Source organism: Paraburkholderia sp. UCT2 (assembly GCF_014397665.1).
GTDB classification, from domain to species: domain Bacteria; phylum Pseudomonadota; class Gammaproteobacteria; order Burkholderiales; family Burkholderiaceae; genus Paraburkholderia; species Paraburkholderia tuberum.
Map to the genome: position 1 here is coordinate 109,653 of NZ_VZQO01000010.1, position 19,307 is coordinate 128,959.

General features: G+C 66.3%; 13 protein-coding genes. 7 read left to right on the forward strand and 6 right to left on the reverse strand.

Translation table 11 applies throughout. From position 1 onward, the window contains the following. Positions 1 to 25 precede the first annotated feature (25 nt). Together F6X39_RS11075 and F6X39_RS11080 are read left to right on the forward strand one after the other, a co-directional pair. A complete protein-coding gene (locus tag F6X39_RS11075; protein ID WP_187616640.1) occupies positions 26 to 1,573 on the forward strand; it encodes an MFS transporter in 1,548 nt (515 codons plus the stop codon). Positions 1,574 to 2,059: 486 nt separating this feature from the next. Next, positions 2,060 to 2,329 carry a YodC family protein gene (locus tag F6X39_RS11080; RefSeq protein WP_184039698.1) on the forward strand — a complete coding sequence of 90 codons (270 nt, stop codon included), beginning with the start codon at positions 2,060 to 2,062 and terminating at the stop codon, positions 2,327 to 2,329. A gap of 91 nt (positions 2,330 to 2,420) precedes the next feature. Here the strand turns inward: F6X39_RS11080 and F6X39_RS11085 are convergent, their stop codons facing one another. Next, positions 2,421 to 2,732 carry a superinfection immunity protein gene (locus F6X39_RS11085; RefSeq protein WP_187616641.1) on the reverse strand — a complete coding sequence of 104 codons (312 nt, stop codon included), beginning with the start codon at positions 2,730 to 2,732 and terminating at the stop codon, positions 2,421 to 2,423. Between the two features lie 168 nt (positions 2,733 to 2,900). Here F6X39_RS11085 and F6X39_RS11090 point away from each other — a divergent pair, with 168 nt between their 5' ends. Further along, the gene (locus F6X39_RS11090; RefSeq protein WP_187616690.1) at positions 2,901 to 4,361 is read left to right on the forward strand and encodes a M20 family metallopeptidase; all 1,461 of its coding nucleotides are present in this window, start codon (positions 2,901 to 2,903) and stop codon (positions 4,359 to 4,361) included. A 123-nt stretch (positions 4,362 to 4,484) separates the two neighbouring features. Beyond that, on the forward strand, positions 4,485 to 5,588 hold the full coding sequence (locus tag F6X39_RS11095; protein WP_187616642.1) for a malate/lactate/ureidoglycolate dehydrogenase: 1,104 nt from the start codon (positions 4,485 to 4,487) through the stop codon (positions 5,586 to 5,588). Between the two features lie 18 nt (positions 5,589 to 5,606). On the opposite strand, the gene pdeR is transcribed toward F6X39_RS11095, so the two are convergent. Both pdeR and F6X39_RS11105 read right to left on the reverse strand, forming a co-directional pair. Next, the gene (gene pdeR, locus F6X39_RS11100; RefSeq protein WP_187616643.1) at positions 5,607 to 7,613 is read right to left on the reverse strand and encodes a cyclic di-GMP phosphodiesterase; all 2,007 of its coding nucleotides are present in this window, start codon (positions 7,611 to 7,613) and stop codon (positions 5,607 to 5,609) included. A 204-nt stretch (positions 7,614 to 7,817) separates the two neighbouring features. Further along, positions 7,818 to 12,497: a DEAD/DEAH box helicase gene (locus F6X39_RS11105; protein WP_187616644.1), complete on the reverse strand. Its 4,680-nt coding sequence runs from the start codon at positions 12,495 to 12,497 to the stop codon at positions 7,818 to 7,820. A gap of 260 nt (positions 12,498 to 12,757) precedes the next feature. On the opposite strand from F6X39_RS11105, the gene F6X39_RS11110 reads away from it, so the two are divergent. Next, complete coding sequence (locus tag F6X39_RS11110) at positions 12,758 to 13,813, forward strand: aldo/keto reductase (protein WP_018425310.1); 1,056 nt, start codon at positions 12,758 to 12,760, stop codon at positions 13,811 to 13,813. A gap of 351 nt (positions 13,814 to 14,164) precedes the next feature. On the opposite strand, the gene F6X39_RS11115 is transcribed toward F6X39_RS11110, so the two are convergent. Beyond that, positions 14,165 to 14,506 (reverse strand): carboxymuconolactone decarboxylase family protein, encoded by a 342-nt coding sequence (locus F6X39_RS11115; protein ID WP_184009880.1) that lies wholly within the window; start codon positions 14,504 to 14,506, stop codon positions 14,165 to 14,167. A 117-nt stretch (positions 14,507 to 14,623) separates the two neighbouring features. Here F6X39_RS11115 and F6X39_RS11120 point away from each other — a divergent pair, with 117 nt between their 5' ends. Beyond that, positions 14,624 to 15,604: a cupin domain-containing protein gene (locus F6X39_RS11120; protein WP_187616645.1), complete on the forward strand. Its 981-nt coding sequence runs from the start codon at positions 14,624 to 14,626 to the stop codon at positions 15,602 to 15,604. 25 nt (positions 15,605 to 15,629) lie between these two features. On the opposite strand, the gene F6X39_RS11125 is transcribed toward F6X39_RS11120, so the two are convergent. Together F6X39_RS11125 and F6X39_RS11130 are read right to left on the reverse strand one after the other, a co-directional pair. After that, the gene (locus F6X39_RS11125; RefSeq protein ID WP_187616646.1) at positions 15,630 to 16,202 is read right to left on the reverse strand and encodes an FUSC family protein; all 573 of its coding nucleotides are present in this window, start codon (positions 16,200 to 16,202) and stop codon (positions 15,630 to 15,632) included. 71 nt (positions 16,203 to 16,273) lie between these two features. Then, the gene (locus F6X39_RS11130) at positions 16,274 to 17,701 is read right to left on the reverse strand and encodes a PLP-dependent aminotransferase family protein (RefSeq protein WP_187616647.1); all 1,428 of its coding nucleotides are present in this window, start codon (positions 17,699 to 17,701) and stop codon (positions 16,274 to 16,276) included. Positions 17,702 to 18,044: 343 nt separating this feature from the next. Here F6X39_RS11130 and F6X39_RS11135 point away from each other — a divergent pair, with 343 nt between their 5' ends. Beyond that, positions 18,045 to 19,277 carry an NAD(P)/FAD-dependent oxidoreductase gene (locus tag F6X39_RS11135; protein ID WP_187616648.1) on the forward strand — a complete coding sequence of 411 codons (1,233 nt, stop codon included), beginning with the start codon at positions 18,045 to 18,047 and terminating at the stop codon, positions 19,275 to 19,277. The last annotated feature ends 30 nt before the right edge of the window (positions 19,278 to 19,307 follow it).

A 19,307-nucleotide genomic window follows, 5' to 3' on the forward strand; every position in this document is an offset into this window, starting at 1 on the left:
TTAACCAATTTTTGAACGATCGGTCATGAAAAGTGAAGCAATCAAGTCCGCTCCGGCGGCATTCGGTGGATCAGTCAGCTGCGCGGCGAGCGCAGCCGTGACCGGTCCCGGCCCGGCGATGGCCGGCATGGCTGTCGCCGCCGAAGCGTCGGCGCCCGGCTTTCAGCGCCAGGCGCTCGCGCTCGCCGTGCTGTTCGTCGGCGCCTTTCTCGCGCCGCTCGATTACTTCATCGTCAATCTGGCGCTGCCGTCGATTCACACGGGCCTCAACGCGAGCGACGCGCAACTGCAACTCGTCGTGTCGGCTTATGCGTCCGCCTACGCGGTGCTGCTGATCACGGGGGGCCGCCTTGGCGATCTGTTCGGCCGCCGTCGCATGTTCATGACGGGCATGGCGGCTTTCGTAATCGCGTCGGCGTTGTGCGGCTTCGCGACGAGCGGCCACATGCTCGTGATCTCGCGCATCGTGCAAGGCATCGCGGCCGCGGTGATGGCGCCGCAGGTGCTCGCGACGATTCGTGCGGTCGTGCCGTTGCATCAGCAGACGCGCGTGATGAGTCTGTATGGCTTCGTGTTCGGCTTGTCGTCGATCGTCGGGCAACTCGGCGGCGGCGCGCTGATCACGTATCACCCGTTCGGGCTCGACTGGCGCGTGATCTTCCTGATCAACATCCCGATCGGCATCGCGGCGTTCATCGGCACATGGAAGTTCGTGCCGGAGAACCAGCCGGCCACGCATACCGGCGTCGATCTGAAGGGCGTCGCGCTGCTGTCGGCGGTGCTGCTGCTCGTCATCTATCCGATGACGCATGGCCGTGAAGCCGGCTGGCCCGCGTGGACCTTCGCCATGTTCGCACTCGCTGTGCCGGTGTTCGCGCTGTTCGTCGCGACCGAGCGGCGCGTCGAGCGCGCTGGCGGGCATCCGCTCGTCGATCTGCAACTGTTCCGTAATCGCGCGTTCGCGCTCGGTCTCGTGCTCGCGTTCCTGTTCTATTGCAATAGCGCGTTCTTCCTGACCTACGGCATCTTTCTGCAAACCGGCCTGCACTGGACGCCGCTCGCGTCGGGCATCGCGATCATGCCGTTCGCGCTCGGCTTCGTGATCGGGCCGTTGACGTCGCCGGCCGTGGTCAAGCGCATCGGCGCCCATGTGTTGACGCTCGGTTTCTCGATGATGACGCTGGGCTTCACGGTGACCGGCTGGTCCGCGACCCAATCCGCGACGCCCGATCTGCTGTTCTACTGCGGGCTAGTGTGCGCGGGCGTCGGACATGGTCTGCTGTTGCCGTCGATCATGCGCATCGTGTTGCAGGAGGTGGTGCCCGAGAAGGCCGGGCTTGCATCGGGTGTGGTCTCGTCGACGTTGCAGATCGGCTCCGCGTTCGGCACCGCGGCGATCAGCGGCGCGTTCTTCGGGGCGCTCGGCGGCAGTTCGGCACCCGCCTCTTATGCGCACGCGTTCCAGCTGAGCCTCGCTATCAATGCCGTGCTGATGTTCGTGTGTATCGGCCTTAGCGTGCTGCTGGTGCGTCATCAGAAAGGCGTGCGGCGCTCAGTCGCCCCGGCAGTTTGAAATTAATCCGCTGGTAATCGTTTTCATTTGTTGGCTCGCTGAAAAAATCGTTCAATTTGAACGAAGCGGTATAACGAACTGCATGGTATTTACCGGCGATCTGCTCGTTCACAGGTAATTCTGATTTAGATCAAACTGGCTCATCCGATTAACGGCTCGACGACATCGCCTTAGCTTTTCTAATCAGACGAAACCGGCCTCGCATTTTCTACCGGCCTGCAAACGGCCTGCAGTAAGTGTTGCGTCTGTGCGGTAGCGCACATAGGGTTAGCCGCAAGGTGTCGCGATGATTGTTTTCGGTAATGCCGGGAACTTTAGCCAGCGAGCATGAACTGCGGGTTCAATGAAAACGGTATCAATAAAAAAGCGCTTGCCGCGTTTAAATTCAATTGTTAGTCTGTCTTGGCTTTAGAGTGTTGATTCAACAGGTCGGAGTCGATAAAGCCGGGCTCAACTTAATAAACGCTCAAGATAGGGGGACCCAATATGCTGACCGCTACCATTGACGCATTCCAGACAACATCCGCCGCCTTCAATGTGGGCGACGTCGTCAAGTTAAAAGAAGGGGGCCCGCGCATGACCGTGACGTACGCAGGTCCGGTCGCGCTGAATCCCGGCGACTGGGTGATCTGCGAGTGGTTCGACGAACACGGCGAACTGCGTCACGAAAGCTTTGCGGCGCAAGCCGTGCGGGCGGAGCCGCGCTCCATTCCGGCGGGCTCGGTACAGTGGAGTCGCATCGGGCGCGCGGCCTGAGTGACGCCCCTGAGTGACGCCCGTGCACGTCAATCAATCGGTTTCCTGTAGTTCGTTTGCTGCTCGTCTTGCTCGAGCCGCCCGAATCGTTTCAGCGCTTGTGCCGCTCGCGCGCGGCCTCGCGTCGCCGCACGCGCAGCGTCAGCGCCGATGAAAACGCGCGCAAGGTCGACACCTTGCGTGTCTCCACGACGTCCCGCGCGAGGCTCTCCGCCGGATTCGGCTGCAGCGCCCAATACAGCGCGAGCACCCAGCCGAGTATGGTCCAGCCGAGGCAGGCATTGAAGAGCGCGAGCGTCAGCACGTCGCGGCGCTTGCGCCGGTCCGCGATGATCGCCGGCAGAAAATACAGCGCCAGCGCGAACGCCGCGCCGATGGCCTGAACGGCCACGTTGCCACCCATACAAGCTCCTGATGCGCGATGCATGTAGCGATTGTCGCGCGAATGGCGGCCGCGCGCCTCGCACCTGCGCGTTCCAGCCTCCACCCTAATCACCGCAAGGGGTTCAGCCCGACACGCATCGGGACTATCATGATCGTTTCGACCGAACAGTACTTCACGGACCCGATCATGATCACCGACGACACGACCCAGCAGGCTCAACTCAACCCGGACACGCTACGAGAATTCGTCGAGCGCAAGTGGAACGACGAGATCGTGCCCGCGCTGACGGACTACATCGCGGTGCCGGCCAAGAGTCCGGCGTTCGATCCCGACTGGGCGAAACACGGTTATCTGGAGCGCGTGATCACCGACGCCGCGCAATGGGCCGAGCAGCAACCGGTGCGCGGCCTGAAGCTCGAGGTGATCCGCCTGCCGGGCCGCACGCCGGTGATCTTCTTCGAGACGGCCGCGACGCGCTCGGGCAGCGACGAAACCGTCGTGCTCTATGGCCACCTCGACAAGCAGCCCGAGTTCGATGGCTGGCGCAACGACCTCGGTCCGTGGACGCCGAAGTTCGAAGACGGCAAGCTCTACGGCCGCGGCGGCGCGGACGACGGCTACGCGATCTATGCGAGCCTGACGGCGCTCGCCGCGCTCGATGCACAGGGTGTCGAACGTCCGCGCTGCGTCGGACTGATCGAAACCTGCGAGGAGTCGGGCAGCTACGATCTGCTGCCCTACGTCGACGCGCTGCGCGAGCGGCTCGGCAACGTCGGGCTGGTCGTGTGTCTCGACTCGGGCGCGGGCAATTACGATCAGCTGTGGCTGACTACGTCGCTGCGCGGACTCGTCGGCGGCGATCTCGAAGTGCAGGTGCTCGACGAAGGGATTCACTCGGGCGTCTACGGCGGCATCGTACCGTCGAGCTTCCGCATCATGCGGCAACTGTTCGACCGTCTCGAAGACTCCGCCAACGGCACGCTGCTGCCGAAGGGCTTCCACTGCACGGTGCCCGCCGATCGTCTGCGCGAAGCGGAGGCCGCCGCAAGGATTCTCGGCGATGACGTCTGGAAGAAGATGCCGTGGGCGTGCGGCCAGGACGGCCGTCAGGTGCTGCCCACCACGACCGATCCGCGCGAGGCGCTGCTCAATTCGACGTGGCGTCCGTCGCTGTCGGTGACGGGCGCGGCTGGCTTGCCCGCGCTCGCCGACGCCGGCAACGTGCTGCGTCCGCGCACGGCGTTCAAGCTGTCGCTGCGGCTGCCGCCGACCATCGAAGCGGAGAAGGCGGTCGCCGAACTGAAGGCGCTGCTCGAATTCGATCCGCCGTACAACGCGAAGGTCACGTTCAAGCCGGATGCGGGCGCGGCGAGCGGCTGGAACGCACCGGAGGTCGCGCCATGGCTCGCCACCGCGCTCAACGATGCGTCGCGTCAGCACTTCGGCGCCGACGCGGCCTACATGGGCCTCGGCGGCACGATCCCGTTGATGAACGTGCTGAAGGCGGGCTTCCCGAAGTCGCAGTTCATGGTGTGCGGCGTGCTCGGGCCGAAGTCGAACGCACATGGGCCGAACGAGTTCCTGCACGTGCCGTACGGCAAGAAGCTGACGGCCGCGGTTGCCGAAGTGATTGCCGCGGCGCCGTGAGTTCTGGTTTCGTTTGAGTGGGGCTCGGGCGTGACCCGGGCCCGCTGTTTATCGATGCTGCTTTGATGCAGCTGTTTTTCCCGCCGTTTCATTCCTTCCGTTCGAACCTCACCGACACGCTGAATGACCGACTCCCAGACTGCCCAAACCACCACGCCCCGGATTCCGGCCGATCAACTGCATGCCTACGTTAGGGCGATCTGGGAGCGAGCGGGCAGTACGCCGCGCGAAGCGGAGCTGGTGGCCGATCATCTGGTGGCCGCGAATCTGACCGGGCACGACTCGCACGGCGTCGGCATGATCCCGCGCTATGTCGAATCGCTCGCCGACCAGCAACTGCAACTGAATCGACACGCCGACGTCGTGAAGGACGCGGGCGCGGTACTGACCGTCGAAGGCGGCAAGGGCTTCGGTCAGGTGATCGCGTTCGAGGCGATGGAGCGGGGCATCGAGCGCGCGCGGCGGCTCGGCGTCTGCGCGGTGGGCTTGCGCGGCGCGCATCATATCGGCCGCATCGGGCATTGGGCCGAGCAGTGCGCGCGCGCCGGGCTGGTGTCGTTTCACTTCGTCAACGTGGCGGGCGATCCGCTCGTCGCGCCATTCGGCGGCGCGGACCGGCGCATCGGCACGAATCCGTTCTGCGCCGCTTATCCGCGGCCCGGCAAACCGCCGCTGGTGCTCGACTTCGCGACCAGCACGATCGCGTTCGGCAAGACGCGCGTCGCTTATAACCAGGGCAAGCTCACGCCACCCGGCGCGCTGATCGATCACGAAGGCATGCCGACGCTCGAACCGAAAGTCATGCACGAAGCGCCGTTCGGCGCGCTGACGCCGTTCGGCGGCTACAAGGGTTTCGGGCTCGCGGCGATCTGCGAGATTTTCGGCGGCGCGCTGTCGGGCGGCTTCACGACGCATGCGGACACGCTCGGTACCACGCACGCGATCATCAACTGCATGCTATCGGTGATCATCGATCCGACCGCATTCGACGCGCCCGATGCGCAAGCCGAAGCCGATGCGTTCCTCGCGTGGGTGAAGGCGTCGCCGCTCGCGGCTGGCGCGGAGCGCATCTACGAACCCGGCGAGCCCGAGCGCGTGACGCGCGCGCAGCGCGAGGCCGCCGGCATTCCGATCGACGCGGCTACGTGGACGCAAATCCACTGCGCGGCGCGCGCCGTCGGGATGGATGAAGACGAAGTGGGTGGTTGGTCCGCGCGCCTCGGCTGAAGCGCGCGACAGCAGGGCTCAGGCGATCAGCCTGAGCTTGCTGCGCCTATCGAGCAGCCAGCGCTCGAACTCGGTGGCGGGCATCGGCTTCGCGTACAGGAAGCCCTGCACGTAATCGACGCCGAGCCCCTTCATGAAGGCTTCTTCCGCCTCGGTTTCGATCCCTTCGGCGACCACCTGGAAATCGAGCTCCTGCGCGACGGCGACCATCGAGCGCACCAGCGCCTGTGCCTTCATATCCGCGTGGATCGAGCCCGTGAAGCTGCGGTCGAGCTTGATCACGTCGAGCGGAATACGGCCGAGCTGCGACAGCGACGAGTAGCCGGTGCCGAAGTCGTCGAGATGCACCTGCGCGCCGAGTTCGCGGAACTGCTTGATCAGCTCGATCGCGGCCGCTTCGTTTTCGATCAGGCAGCTTTCGGTCAGTTCGAGGTCGACGAGGCATGGATCGAGACTCGCGTGCTGCAATGCCTCGGTGAAATGGCGGACCACGGCTGTATCCGTGAGTTGTCGCGCCGATACGTTGATCGCGACGCGCAGGTCATAGCCGGCCGCTTTCCAGCGGGCCGCCTGTTTCGCTGCGGTTTCCATCACCCAGCGGCCGAGCACGCCGATCAGTCCGGATTCCTCGGCATAACGGATGAATTCCGCCGGCATGATCTGGCCGCGCTCCGGCGAATTCCAGCGCACCAGCGCTTCGGCGCCTTGCACGGCGCCCGTCGCGAGGTTCAGCTTCGGCTGATAGTGCAGCGCCAACTGGCCTTCCTCGAGTCCGCGGCGCAGATTCGTGTCGAGCCACATGAACTCCGCGACGCGGCGATTCATTTCCGGCGAGAACACGCGATGCGTGCGCTTGCCTTCGTCCTTCGCGACGTACATCGCCGTGTCGGCCGAACGGATCAGCGATTCGAGGGTTTCGCCATGCTCGGGCGAACGCGCGATTCCGATCGAGCAGCCGGTATAGACCTCGACGAGCCCGACAGCGAACGGCACGCGCATACGATCGAGAATGCGCTGCGCGGTGTTTTCCAGGTCATGCGCGGAGCCCTTCGCCGCGAGCACGATGAATTCGTCGCCGCCCAGACGCGCGAGCGAGTCGCCCGGATTCAGGCAGTCGCGGATCGCATCCGACACGTCGCAGATCAGCCGGTCGCCGAACACGTGGCCGTAGTGATCGTTGACCTTCTTGAAGTTGTCGAGATCGAGAAACAGGACGCCGACGGTTTCGCCCGGCGCCGCCAGTTCGATCGCGATCTGGATGCGCTCCTGGATCGCGTTGCGATTGGCGAGGCCAGTGAGCGGGTCGGTGGTGGCCTGCTCGATCAGGCGGTCCTGCGCGAGCCGTTGCTCGGTGATGTCGGTGCCCGAGCAGATCAGGAACTGCTCTTCGATGCCGCTGCCGCTGCGCACGAATTTGTTGCGAAACAGGAACAGCCGTTCGCCGTGCACCGTTTTGATGCGCCGTTCGATCTCGTACGGTTCGCCACGATTGAAAAAATTCGCGCTGACCTCGTTCGAGACCCCGCCGTCGTCGGACGACATGAACAACGTCCAGACGCTGCGGCCGATGATGTCCTCTTCCCTGAGTCCGGTCAGCTCCTCGGCGAGCCGGTTGAAGCGCTGTATCCGGCCGTTCCGGTCGACGATCACGACGACCGAATTGACCTCCGAGACGACCTGTTCAGCGAACGACAGACCGTGCAGCAGCGCTCGCGCGACGGATTCGGTGTCGCCATCGGCCGACGCGGTGCCGCCCCAACGATGACAATCGAGTTTCTTGCCGACCAGATGCAGCCGCAGCGGCGCGGCGTCCAACTGAACGTCGACGACGACGTGGGAGGTCACGCCGCTCAGCGCGCGGACTTGGGAAGCTTGAGAAGAGGTGAGGGAAATGGCGACGCCGACAGCCGCGTGGCCGTGCGCAGGCACGAGTTCCAGCGTGTCGCTGGCGGCCGCCAGGCGCCAGCAAGGGCTGCTCGTGCCGAACCGCGCGTGAAGCACCTGGTCGTGTAGCTGGTCGCTCATGAAATCCCCGGAGTGTGCCGGCGGTCCTATCAAGGCGGGCGGCGGCAGACAGTCTTCCTCATACTAAAATGAAACTGCCTCATTGTATCTAAGCGTGACAATTCGAGCGAAGAATCATTAACGTTTTGCTAAGCATGAGTATGGGCCGGCGCGGCCGCGCGCGGCGGCATTATTACCCGCCAGAACGACGCCACGATGACGTCGCTAGAGGCGGCGCGCCAGCAGCGCGCGGGCGCGTTCGCGTTCGGGCGGGTTGGCGTCGAGCGCCGCGTCGAACCGGAACTTGCCGGCCACCAGCGTGGCCGCCACCACGCCGTCGCGATACAGCACGCGGTTTCCGGTCACGGCCGGCACCTTGTCGCCGACCAGCAGCGTGCCGACGAGATTCAGCGGATCGGTCCCAGCAACGCAGATAAGAGCACCGTCGTTCGGCTGCCGGCGCACCTCGCGCAGCAGCGGAATCGCCTCGGGCAGCGCGAACTGCTCGCCCGCGAGTCCGTTGACGAACCGCCCGCCGCGGATCACGCCGCGCGCCTCGAGCCTCTGCAGAACGCGCAGCAGATCGCGCCACGGCGGAAGCCATTCGGCCTCGCGTTCTAGCACGCGCCAGAACACGACACCGTAGCGGCGCAGCAACGTCATTGCGACGTGTTCGAGCGCCTCGGGCGGCAACTGGCGCCGCCGTTCGGGGGGATTTTCCGGCGCGACGGCGGACGGACGGCTTACGAGCGCCCAGCGCCCCGCGTCGTCCATGCCGCCGATCAGCGCGCTCGCTCGCGCGCGCCGGCTGCTGGAAAACGCGTTGCGTTTGGCGACTGGCTTCAGCAACGCGCGCAAGCCCGCGAAGCTGTCGGAGTTCGCGAGGCCGGCCGCGACCAACTCGCCGAGCGCGCTTTCGAGCTCCATGCGCAGCACGCGCACCTCGGCGAGCAGTTCGTCGAAGAACATCGCGCCGTGTTGCGCGAGGGTGTCGTGCACGCTTTGCGCGAGCGCCGACAACTCGACCTGGCGCGCCGGATCGAGCAGCGCGCGCCACGCACGCAGCTGGACGCGCGGCAGCAGCACGATCGGCGTGCCGCGGACCGGACCGGCGGCGCCGCGCGCCCGCTCGGTCAGGCGGGTCCAGACGATCTTGCCGGCGCGGCATAGCTCATCGAGCGAACTGCTGGTGTAGGCACGCACGCGCGCGGGCAGGATGTCTTCCTCCCACGCGCCGGCCGCGGCCTGGAAGCCTTCGAGCTGGTCGAGCGCGGCGGCGAGCGCGTCGCGGCCTTCGGCGCGTGTGGTCGGCGTCAGATGCTGCCATTCGAACAGGAAGCGCATGAAGTCGTGCCGCTCGACCGGCTCGATCTCACGCCGCAGCCGCCTCACCGTGTAGCGGTGGATGCGTGCGAGCAGGTGCCGTTCGCACCATTCCTCGCCGCTCGTGTGCGGCGTGAAGCGGCCGCGCAACAGATAGCCTTCGGCTTCGAGCCGGATCAGCGCCTGTTCGATCCGGTCGGCCGGCAAACCGAGCGGGCGCGCGATCGCCTCGACCGTCAGCGGGCCGAAGCCGGTCAGCCGCGCGCGCAACACGTCGACGAGCGCGTCGTCGGTGCTCCAGCTCTCGGTGTAGCCCTTCGGGGCGCTCAGCGGCGGTGTGTAGCGATTGCACGCGATGCCGGGGTACAGCGCTTCGAAGCAGGTCAGGCGTTCGGCGGGCAGCCACAGTGCGCTGTCGCTGGCGTTGTCGTTGCCCGTGCTCGCGTTGGCTTGCGCGGCCAGCGGCAAGCGTGTCGCCCGGCCGGCTTTCGCCAACGCCGCAAGCAGCGTCGGCCAATCCTCGTGCGCGAGCGCCTCGGCCCCGGTGATGCACGCGAGGCCCGTCAGCGCTTCGTGCATTTCGTCGGCGTTGCGCGCCTGCGGCCACGCCTCGTCGCGCACGCTGTCGATTGCGGCGGCGTCGAGCGCGCCAAGATCGTCGGCGCTTTCAGGGTCCGTCCAGCGGCGGTTCAGCACCGCCTGGGTGCGGCGCTCCTCGATCGGCGCGTCGTCGAGATACGCGTAGGGCTTCGCGGTCAGGATTTCGGCGGCGAGCGGTGACGGCGCCGGCAGATCACGCGCGACGAGCCGCAACTCGCCGCGCTCGATGCGGCGCAGCAGCGCGAGCCAGCGTTCGCTGTCCATCGCGTCGTGCAGACAGTCGTCGATGGTTTGGTCGACTAAGGGATGGCGCGGCACCTCGCGTTCGCCGACGACGTTCTCCAGACACGCGGCCTGCTCGGGAAACACGCTCGCGAGCAGATCCTCGCTGCGCATGCGCTGCAGTTGCGGCGCGGTCTTGCGGCCGCCCGTGTAGCGCGGCAGGCCGAGCGAGGTCGTCGCGTTCCAGCGCCAGCGCACGCCGAACAATGGCGCATCGAGCAGTGCCTGGATCAGCAGATGTTCGGCGCTGTTCGAGTGCAGATAGCGCCAGACCTCGTCGAGCGCGAACGAGTGGCTGCCGGTCAGCGACAGCACGATCGCGTCTTCGGTGGCGGCGGCCTGCAACTCGAAGTTGAAGCTGCGGCAGAAGCGCTTGCGCAGCGCGAGCCCCCACGCGCGGTTCACGCGGCTGCCGAACGGCGAGTGGATCACGAGCTGGGTGCCGCCCGATTCGTCGAAGAAGCGCTCCATCACCAGCGTGCTCTGCGTCGGCAGTACGCCGAGCGCGGCGCGCGCACGCGCCAGGTATTCGACGATCTGGCGCGCGGCGGGCTCGTCGAGCGCGAGCTCGTCGGCGAGCCAGGCGATGGCGCGGTCGAGGCGCGCGGCCGTGGGTTCGGCTTCGCTCGCGGGCAGCGTGGCTGAGGCGGTTGCGGACGCCGTTGTGGTCTGCGTCGTGCTCTGCGCCACGGCAGCTTTCGCTTTGCGTCCTCTCTTTGCCGCGGATTTCGCGGGCGTTGCGGCTGCTTCGAATTGCGCCGCGGCGATTGGCACCGACGCAACCGCGTGTGACGCCGGCTCGCCCTGCGTCAGCAAACGCTCGACCTGCTCCCGCAATCTCGTGACCGCGAAAGACAGCTCGTCGCTGCGCCCCGGCGCCTCGCCGAGCCAGAACGGAATGTTCGGCGGTTGCCCTTGTGCGTCCTCGACCCGCACCCGGCCACTCTCGATTCGCAGAATCCGGTACGACGCGTTGCCGAGCTGGAACACATCGCCGGCGAGGCTTTCGACCGCGAAGTCCTCGTTGACGGTGCCGATATTGATCGCCTGCGGTTCGAGCACGACGGCGTAATCGGCGTTTTCGGGGATCGTGCCGCCCGACGTCACGGCGACCAGCTTGCCGCCGCGCCGGCCGCGCAGCGTGCCGCTTACCGCATCGCGATGCACGTACGCGGCGCGCGGACCGTGGCGGCTCGTGTAGCCCTCGGCGAGCATGCGCAGCACCGCGTCGTATTGCTCGCGCGACAGATCCGCGTACGGCGCTGCGCGCCGCAGCATGTCGAACAGCGCATCCTCGCTCCACTCGGCGCTCGACACTTCCGCGACGATCTGCTGCGCGAGCACGTCGAGCGGCGCGCGCGGGATGCGTAGCGCATCGAGTTCGCCACGCCGCACGCAATCGACCAGCGCCGCGCATTCGAGCAGGTCGTCGCGCGAGGCGGGAAAGAGCCGCCCCTTCGGCATGCCGCCGACGTGGTGGCCCGAGCGGCCGACGCGTTGCAGGAACGGCGCGATCGCGCGTGGCGAACCCATCTGGCAGACGAGGTCGACGTCGCCGATATCGATGCCGAGTTCGAGCGAAGCGGTCGCGATCAGCACGCGCAGTTCGCCGCGTTTCAGGCGCTGTTCGGCGTCGAAACGATGTTCTTTCGCGAGACTGCCGTGATGCGCGGCGACCGCGTCCTTGCCGAGCCGCTCGGTCAGATGACGCGCGGCGCGCTCGGCCATCCGGCGCGTGTTGACGAAGATCAGCGTCGTGCGGTGCTGCGCGACCAGCTCGGCGAGCCGGTCGTAGACGCGCTCCCACACTTCGTTGGCCATCACCGCTTCGAGCGGCACCGGCGGGATCTCGAGCGCGAGGTCGCGCGCGCGGACGTGGCCGACGTCGATCACCGCGCACTCGGCCGGTACGTCGCTCTCGAGGCTCGCGCCGCCGACCAGAAACCGCGCGACCGCGCTGACCGGCTTTTGCGTCGCCGACAGCCCGATGCGCGGCAGGCGCCGGGCGCAGAGCGCGTCGAGCCGTTCGAGGCTCAGCGCGAGATGACTGCCGCGCTTGCTGCCGGCGAGTGCATGGATCTCATCGACGATCACCGTGCGCACCGTTGCCAGCATGCGGCGGCCAGAATCCGAGCCGAGCAGCACGTACAGCGACTCGGGCGTCGTCACGAGAATGTGCGGCGCGCGCTTTTTCAACGCGTTGCGTTCCTGCTGCGTGGTATCGCCGGTGCGCACCGCGGTGCGAATGTCGAGCGGCGGCAGGCCGAGCCTGTCGAGTTCGGCGGCGATGCCTTGCAGCGGTAGTTGCAGATTCAGGCGGATGTCGTTCGAAAGCGCCTTCAGCGGCGACACGTAGACGACCAGCGTTTCGTCGGGCAGCGTGCCGCCGTTCGCGAGGCCTTGCGAGACCAGGTCGTTCAGCGCGGACAGGAACGCGGTCAGCGTCTTGCCGGAGCCCGTCGGCGCGGCGACCAGCGTCGAACGGCCGCTACGGATCTGCGGCCACGCGGCGGCTTGTGCGTCGGTCGGGGCGGCGAAGGTTTGCTGGAACCAGTTGGCGACGGCTGGGTGAAAACCGTCGAGTGCCTGCTGGGCTGGCGGTAAGGCTGGCGCGGCGGGGCGCGCCGCGCTCGCGGTGGAGCGGGCCTTGCGGGAGCGGGGCGCCGCGTCGAGTGCGGCGGAAGTCTTTGCCGAAGTCATGCTTGTGCAGATGAGGGCGGCGCGGGGGATATCCAGTCGGTACCGGGCAATGTCGACCGTTTTGTGGTTGTGGGTCATTCCACGCTGACGGCGCAATAGCCGTCAGTCTCGCAGGTTTTCGCCGCTCGTGCGCGGCGCATCGGGCTTCGCGCCGCTGCTGGAATTCGTAGTCTTTTGCGGCGTGTGTGCCTCTCCTACCAACCTCCGCCAATTGCAGTACGCTTGACGACTCTTCCTGCACCCACGATGGAGCGTCGACGATGCGATATAACCAGTTGGGCCGTACCGGTGTGTTTGTTTCAGAGTTGTGTTTGGGCACGATGACCTTCGGCGGTGGCGAAGGCATCTGGCGGCAGATCGGCGATCTGCAGCAGAACGACGCGGAGCGGCTGGTCGGCCGGGCGCTCGACGCGGGCATCAATTTCATCGACACCGCCGACGTTTACGCGGGCGGCCTGTCCGAGCAGATCACCGGCCAGGCGCTGAAGAATCTGCAAGTACCGCGCGACAAGGTCGTGATCGCGACCAAGGTGTTCGGCCAGACCGGCGAGTTCGCAAACGCGCGCGGCGCGTCGCGCTATCACATCCTCGACGGCATCAAGGCGAGCCTGAAGCGTCTGCAACTCGATCACGTCGACCTGTATCAGATCCACGGTTTCGATCCGGCCACGCCGATCGAAGAAACCGTGCGCGCGCTCGATACGCTCGTGCAGCACGGCCACGTGCGCTACGTCGGCGTGTCGAACTGGGCCGCGTGGCAGATCGCGAAGGCGCTCGGCATCGCCGAGCGGCTCGGCACCGCGCGCTTCGAAACGCTGCAGGCGTATTACACGCTCGCGGGCCGCGATCTCGAACGCGAACTCGTGCCGATGCTGCAAAGCGAAGGCCTCGGCCTGATGGTGTGGAGTCCGCTCGCGGGCGGTTTGCTGAGCGGCAAATACGGACGCGAGCAGCAGGCCGAAGCGGGCAGCCGTCGCACGAACTTCGATTTTCCGCCTGTCGATCGCGAGCGCGCGTATGACTGCATCGATGTGATGCGCGAAATCGCTGCAGCGAAAAACGTCTCGGTCGCGCAGATCGCGCTGGCGTGGCTGCTGCATCAGCGTGTCGTCAGCACGGTCATCGTCGGCGCGAAGAAAATCGAGCAGCTCGACGACAACATCGCGGCGACCAACGTCGCGCTATCCGCCGATGAGCTCGCGAAGCTGGCCGAAGTCAGCGCGCTGCCGGCGGAGTACCCCGGCTGGATGCTGGAGCGGCAGGGCGAGCAACGCCGGCAGCAGCTGGCCGAGGTTCGGCACGTCGTGCAGCGATAACGCGACGGCGTACTCGCGTTCGCCCTGGAAGGCCGAATCTTCATCGATGGGCCGCGCGAGTTTCATGCTCGCGCGCGCGGGCCTGAGGCGGTCGACTGGAAAAAACGCCAACTCGTGAAGACGATCCACCGCTCTCAGGTTCTCCGCGTAACGACCCAGCGCATCAAAAACGAAGCAGTTCCCGGTTTGCGCACGACGATTCAGTTCTGAGGAACGGTCACCAGGCTGGTAGGCGTTTGATCGATCGCTGCAACAAGGGCCGCGCGCCGCATCGCCGGACATGACCGGTCGACGCGGCACGTAAGGACGGACGATGACTTGGCGATCGCTGCGTCTAATCATCAACCTCGCTTACCCCTGCGTATGCGCGGCGACCGCGTCCAGCGTGCGCGCCGAATACACCAGCGTCGCGCCCGCGTTGATCGCCATCGCGACGCCGAGCGCTTCGGCGATTTCCTCGCGGGTCGCGCCGTGCTTCAGCGCCTCGGCCGTATGGACCGTGATACAGCCGTCACAGCGCAGGCTGACCGCTACCGCGAGCGCAATCAGCTCGCGCGTTTTCGCGCCGAGCAGGTCGGTCTTCTGACCGGCGCTCGACATCGCCTGATACGCCTTCACGCTTTCGGGCGCGAGCTTCGACATTTCGCCGATACGGCCGAACAGTTCCTTGCGGTAATCGATCCAGTTCAACATGGCAGTGCTCCTTGGTCCGTTGCGCACCGGCGGTTGCCGGCGTCGTGGGACAAAGTATTGCGCCGCGCCGCGATATCCTGAATACTGATTCGACTCAACTTTTAGCGCGCTCGTCTCATGGACACGCTCAGTCGCCTGATCGACCTTGCCCGGCCGCAAGCGAGTCTCGATCTTCGCTGCCTGCTATCAGGCGCATTCGACATCGATCACGCGCCGCTGGAGGCGGGCGTCGCGCCGTTTCATCTGGTGCTCGACGGCAGCTGTGTGATCGAGACCGCCGCCGGCGAGCCGCTCGAATTGCAGGCCGGCGATTTCATGCTGTTTCCGCGTGGCGCCGCGCATCGCATGCGCGACGTAAAGCGCTCGGCGGGTGGCCTGCCGTTGACGCTCGGGCATGACGGCATGCTGCCGGTGCGGCGCAACGATGGCCACGAAACCACTGCCACGGCCGCGCACGCGCCCAACGACACCGCGATTCATGACGGCGTCGATCTGCTGTGCGGCCGCTTCGTCTATGCACCCGGTTCATCGGCGTTGCTGCTCAATGTGCTGCCCGATCCGCTGCACGTATCGCTCGGGGATGCGCAAACGCTCGATGCGTTGCAGACGATGATCACTCTGATGCGCGGCGAAGCGGAGCGGCGTCAGCCTGGCGCGCTCGCGATCGTGACGGCCTTGAGCCACGCGCTGTTCGCGATGGCACTGCGCGTGCACGGCGAGCGCAATGCGAACGGCACCGGGATGCTCGCGTTGCTGACGGACGCACGCCTCGGCGCATCGGTGCAGGCCATGCTCGACGCGCCCGAACGCGCATGGACGATCTCTGAACTCGGCGAGCGCGCGGCGATGTCGCGCGCGACCTACGCGCGCCACTTCAACGAGCGCGCGGGCGTGACCGTGATGGATTTTCTGACGCAGATCCGCATGGCGATCGCCAGCGATCTGCTGTTGCGCACACAACGCAGCGCGGCGGACATCGGCGAGGCGGTCGGCTATCAATCGGAGGCGGCGTTCGGCAAGGCGTTCGCGCAAAGCGTCGGTGTGACGCCGGGACGTTACCGGCGCCGCACGCCAACGGACGATGCTCTGGATGACTGACTAAAGACTCAACGCGTGGGGGATTCTATCTGGGCGGTCCGCCCTTGCTGAACGCGCGCCTTTCGAACGACGCCATCAGTCGCGCGACCACGACCGCGCAGACCGTGCCGAGCGTCACTTCGGCAAGCCGCAGAAAGGCCTTGTCCCACGCCGGGCCGATGCCTGGCGCCAGCAGCATGATCGTCGCGGTGATGCCGCCGAGGCGCGCTGCGCTGCCGACGTTGACGACCCAGCAGATCAGGATCGCGATCGCCACGGTCGCCGCGTACGCGGCAAAATGGCCGCCGCCCGCGAGCGTGCCGATCAGCCCGCAAATACCGCCGACCATCGCACCGATGAACTGGTCGCGCGACAGCTTGCGGGTGTCGATATAACTATGCTGGCTCACCGCGATCGCGGTGATCGCGGCCCAGAACGCCTGCTCGGTGTGCAGCGCGCGACCGATGCCGAACGCGAGGCTCGCGCCCGCCACGGCTTGCACGGCCATGAAGCCGCCCTCGATCAAGCGGTCGCCGAGCGGCAGCGTCTTCAGGAAAGCGAACAGCGCATCGGCGGCGTGCGTGCGTGAGGAAGGGCTTGAATCGTCGGACGGAGTCATCGGATGAAGGCGGCTCGGCGGGGCAGGAGGTCCCATATTCTAGCGGCTCCGCTTCACGCTTCCACCGCGAGCTAGATCGTGCCGAACAGCGCACGCGGCCGGTCGCGCAGCGTGTGCGCGAGAATCAGCAGGCCACGCGTCAACTGCTCGCGCGACTCGGCGCAAGCGAGGTTGATCCGCACGCCGTGCTCGACCGTCGAGCGATCGACCGCGAACGCGGATGCGGGCATCGTGTTGACCCCGCGCGCGAGCGCGTTTGCCGCGAAGTCGTCCGAGCGCCACGGCGGCGGCACGCGCAACCACACGAACATGCATGCGGGGTCGCTCTTCAGATGCTCGGCGGGCAATAGTTCGCGCGCGATCTCCTGGCGCGCGCGCAACTCGGCGCGCTGCGCGTCGAGGATCGTCTGCGCGGTGCCGTCCTCGATCCAGCGCGTCGCGATCAGCGTCGACAGCGGCGCAGGCATCCATGCGGTCGTTCGCACCGCTTCCGCGGCCAGCGCCGCGCCATGCGGCGGCGTGCGCAGATAGCCGATGCGTAGACCCGGCGCGAGGACCTTCGACGTCGACGTGATATGGAAGGTCAGCTCCGGGCACAGGCTGGCGATCGTCGGCAGGCGCGCTTGCAGCAGCGGACCGTACACGTCGTCCTCGATGATCACGACGTGATGCCGACGCGCGATGTCGGCGAGCGCCGCGCGACGCGCGAGGCTCATCGTCACGACGGTCGGGTTCTGCAGATTCGGCACCGTGAAGATCGCCTTCACGCGCCGATGCCGGCAGACGTCTTCGAGACGCTCGGGCAGCAGTCCTTCGTCGTCGCTCGGAATGCCGACGAGTTCGAACTGAAACACCGGCGCAAGGGCTTTCAGCCCATAGTAGGTCAGCTGATCCGACAGGATCACGCCTTCATGACCCATCAAGCTGCTCAACACCGCAAACAGGCCGTGCTGTGCCCCGCTCGTGACGACCACGCTGTCGGCGCCGGGAGTGAAGCCGGGCGCGGCGAGCCATTGCGCGCCCGCGGCCCGCGCCCATTCGGGGCCTTGCGGCGGCTGATATTCCTGGGTCTCCGGATAGCGGGGATCGTGCGCAATTTGCGCCATCGTCCGCGCGAGTTGTGTGAGGAATTCACCGGTGGCAGGCCGGTTCACGGTCAGATCGAGCACGGCGTTCGCGTTGGGTTTGCCGTTTGCCGACGTGTTGTCGCTGCGGGCATGCACGGCAGGCATGGCGCCGCCGGTGACGATCGAGCCGCGCCGCTTGCTCGCGACGATCAGCCCACGCGTCTGTAGCTCCTTGTACGCGCGCGACACGGTCGAGACATTCAGGCCCAGCTCCAACGCAAGCTCGCGCTGCGGCGGCAGGCGGCTGCCCGGCGGGTAGAGACCGCTGCGGACTTTTTCCTCGAGGCTGCGCGACACTTCGAGATAAGTCGGCTGACGCCCCTTTGTCTGGAGAACGTCTTCTCCGTTTGTGTGGTCAATTGCGCTTTTCATCCAGCGTGAATCTCCATACAAAAACTCGTTCGACCGTACCGGACAAGCCAATACTAAACCCGTTTGTCGTCGGCTTGCCAAGCGGAAGTACGTCGCCCTGCACGATGCCCGCCCGTTTCGCTCGGGGAAAGTACCTAAGTCCACACAAAGCCAAATTAATTGCACACAAAAAAACTTTGTGTGAGTATTAAAGCATGATTTGTATGGCGCTGTGTCGAAAGGCGACGCGCAACTGTTGTACAGGAGGGACGGTTGTGACAGAACAGCAGAGCACGCTCCTGCCGGTCGGTGCGTCCGGTGCAGGTTCGGGTCGGGCGGCCAGTTCGGCCGGCCGGCGAACGCGATGAGCGAAGTCGCCGTGCTGGGCGCGGGCTTCATCGGCCTGTCGTGCGCCTACTGGCTGATGCGCGACGGTCACCACGTCACGCTGTTCGACGCGCTCGGTCCGGGCGAGGCCACGTCATACGGCAATGCGGGCACGTTCGCCAACTACGGCTGCATTCCGGTGAACAACCCGGCGGTGTTCCGCAATCTTCCGCGTTTCCTGTTTTCGCCGACGAGTCCGCTGCGGATTCGCTGGCGCTATCTGCCCCAACTCGCGCCGTGGCTTGCGCGCTTTCTGTGCGCGTCGATGCCGCATCGCTACGAGCACAGCGCGCAGGCGCTGGCAAGCCTGCTGTCGCGCGCGTTCGACGGCTATCGCGAGATGCTCGAGAGCGACGACCTGTCGCGCTTCGTGCGGCCCCGCGAATGCCTGTACCTGTATTCGAATGCGGCGTCGTTCGAGGCGGCCCAGCCGTCGCTCGCATTGCGCCGGTCGCTCGGCGTGAGCTTCGAAAACTTCGACCGCGCCGGCATCGCCGCACTCGAACCGAATCTCGCGCCGATCTTTGCGCACGGCACGTTGTTCAACGGCAGCTGGTTCCTCAGCGATCCGCGCGGCTTCTTGCAGGCGCTGCATGCAGCGCTGCTCGCTCGCGGTCTCACGCATGAGCGCAGCGCGGTTCGTACGCTCGTGCCGGGCGCCACCAGCGTGCGCATCGTCGACGACGCGGGTCGCGCCTACGACGCCGCGCAGGTGGTCGTCTGTGCCGGCGCGTTTTCAGGCCGCTTCGCGCGCCAATGCGGCGACCGCGTACCGCTCGATACCGAACGCGGCTATCACGTGCGTTTTCCCGGCACGTCGTCGCTGATTTCGCGGCCGTGCGGCTGGGCCGAGCGCGGCTTCTACATGGTGCCGATGGACGGCGGCATCCGCGCGGCGGGCACCGTCGAGCTCGGCGGCTATGGATCACAGCGCAATGCCGCGCTGCTCGATCTGATCACGCGCTCCGCGCAGCACGCGCTGCCGCAATTGCCGCAACCGGATAGCGACTGGCTCGGTTTCCGTCCGAGCCTGCCCGACGGCCTGCCGGTCGTCGGGCCGTCGAGCGGGTCGCCACGTGTCGTCTACGCGTTCGGTCATCAGCATCTGGGCGTCACGCTGGGCGGCGTGACGGGCAGCGTCGTCGCCGATCTGGTGGCGGGGCGCGTGCCGCCGGTCGATCTCGCGCCATATAGCCCGCGTCGTTTTTAACCACCGCAACTGCTGCACGGAAGAGGACGG

Coding starts and splice junctions, on each gene's coding strand:
- F6X39_RS11125 (WP_187616646.1), bottom strand. CDS start 16,202: ATGACTCCGTCCGACGATTCAAGCCCTTCCTCACGCACGCACGCCGCC.
- F6X39_RS11075 (WP_187616640.1), top strand. CDS start 26: ATGAAAAGTGAAGCAATCAAGTCCGCTCCGGCGGCATTCGGTGGATCA.
- F6X39_RS11135 (WP_187616648.1), top strand. CDS start 18,045: ATGAGCGAAGTCGCCGTGCTGGGCGCGGGCTTCATCGGCCTGTCGTGC.
- pdeR (WP_187616643.1), bottom strand. CDS start 7,613: ATGAGCGACCAGCTACACGACCAGGTGCTTCACGCGCGGTTCGGCACG.
- F6X39_RS11095 (WP_187616642.1), top strand. CDS start 4,485: ATGACCGACTCCCAGACTGCCCAAACCACCACGCCCCGGATTCCGGCC.
- F6X39_RS11130 (WP_187616647.1), bottom strand. CDS start 17,701: ATGAAAAGCGCAATTGACCACACAAACGGAGAAGACGTTCTCCAGACA.
- F6X39_RS11080 (WP_184039698.1), top strand. CDS start 2,060: ATGCTGACCGCTACCATTGACGCATTCCAGACAACATCCGCCGCCTTC.
- F6X39_RS11115 (WP_184009880.1), bottom strand. CDS start 14,506: ATGTTGAACTGGATCGATTACCGCAAGGAACTGTTCGGCCGTATCGGC.
- F6X39_RS11110 (WP_018425310.1), top strand. CDS start 12,758: ATGCGATATAACCAGTTGGGCCGTACCGGTGTGTTTGTTTCAGAGTTG.
- F6X39_RS11085 (WP_187616641.1), bottom strand. CDS start 2,732: ATGGGTGGCAACGTGGCCGTTCAGGCCATCGGCGCGGCGTTCGCGCTG.
- F6X39_RS11105 (WP_187616644.1), bottom strand. CDS start 12,497: ATGACTTCGGCAAAGACTTCCGCCGCACTCGACGCGGCGCCCCGCTCC.
- F6X39_RS11090 (WP_187616690.1), top strand. CDS start 2,901: ATGATCACCGACGACACGACCCAGCAGGCTCAACTCAACCCGGACACG.
- F6X39_RS11120 (WP_187616645.1), top strand. CDS start 14,624: ATGGACACGCTCAGTCGCCTGATCGACCTTGCCCGGCCGCAAGCGAGT.